This is a genomic window from Vibrio sp. Y176 (genome assembly GCF_033438945.1).
Genome location: NZ_JAWOQS010000400.1, coordinates 1 through 769 on the forward strand (window position 1 = coordinate 1; position 769 = coordinate 769).

Genomic DNA, 769 nt, shown 5'->3' on the forward strand with positions numbered 1-769 from the left:
CAAAATGGCAAAATTTATTCTTTGTGAACTCAAGTTCTCAAATAGGCGATTCTAGGCGCGTAGCTAATGGTAGCTAAGTCTGAACTGCCCTAATCTCTTATCTACTTTCCCTATATAAAGAACAGCAGATTTCCAGCGGGATTGATATCTAGCCGCTAGTGATACCTTGTCGTTGAATGTCACTGATGGGAATCTCAAGCTCTTGTTGATATTTATTAGCGTTTTTCTGGGTATTTTTAAGAACGTGTCTAGTTGTTGTTGGGATGATTAGCGTTGTTGTTCCTGTTATCATCTTAGGACAATACAAATATAGGATTAACCTTATGCCACATCTACGATTTCGCGCTGTAGAACCTCAAGCAGTACAAGCTTTGTCAAAGCCACTGACTGACGAGCTCCAGCCACTAATGAATAGTCCACGAGAAGATTTTACTTTTGAGTACATCTACACAACTTTCTTTAGTGAGGGCGAGGTAAGTCCTGCTTATCCTTTTGTTGAAGTTTTGTGGTTTGATCGAGGACAAGAGACCCAAGACAAGGTGGCGAAAGTAATTACACAACAGGTTCGTGGTGTAGGCGGTGAAGATATTGATGTAGCAGTCATTTTTTCTGCACTATTGCCAAATGCCTACTATGATAATGGTGAACATTACTAAAGGGGATGTATGATGCGGCTGAGTCTTTCTTTTTATTTAAGTTTATTTTTCTCAGCTCCTCTTTATGCTACGCCATGGGAGCAAGTTAGTGCTCCCACTCATAGTATGTCCTC

1 protein-coding gene is annotated in these 769 nt (G+C 40.4%); it reads left to right on the forward strand.

Going from position 1 to position 769, the window contains the following annotated elements; all coding sequences use genetic code 11:
- Positions 1 to 323: 323 nt before the first annotated feature.
- Positions 324 to 656 (forward strand): DUF1904 domain-containing protein, encoded by a 333-nt coding sequence (locus R7O13_RS26300; protein WP_318305134.1) that lies wholly within the window; start codon positions 324 to 326, stop codon positions 654 to 656.
- Positions 657 to 769: the final 113 nt, after the last annotated feature.

Coding starts and splice junctions, on each gene's coding strand:
- R7O13_RS26300 (WP_318305134.1), top strand. CDS start 324: ATGCCACATCTACGATTTCGCGCTGTAGAACCTCAAGCAGTACAAGCT.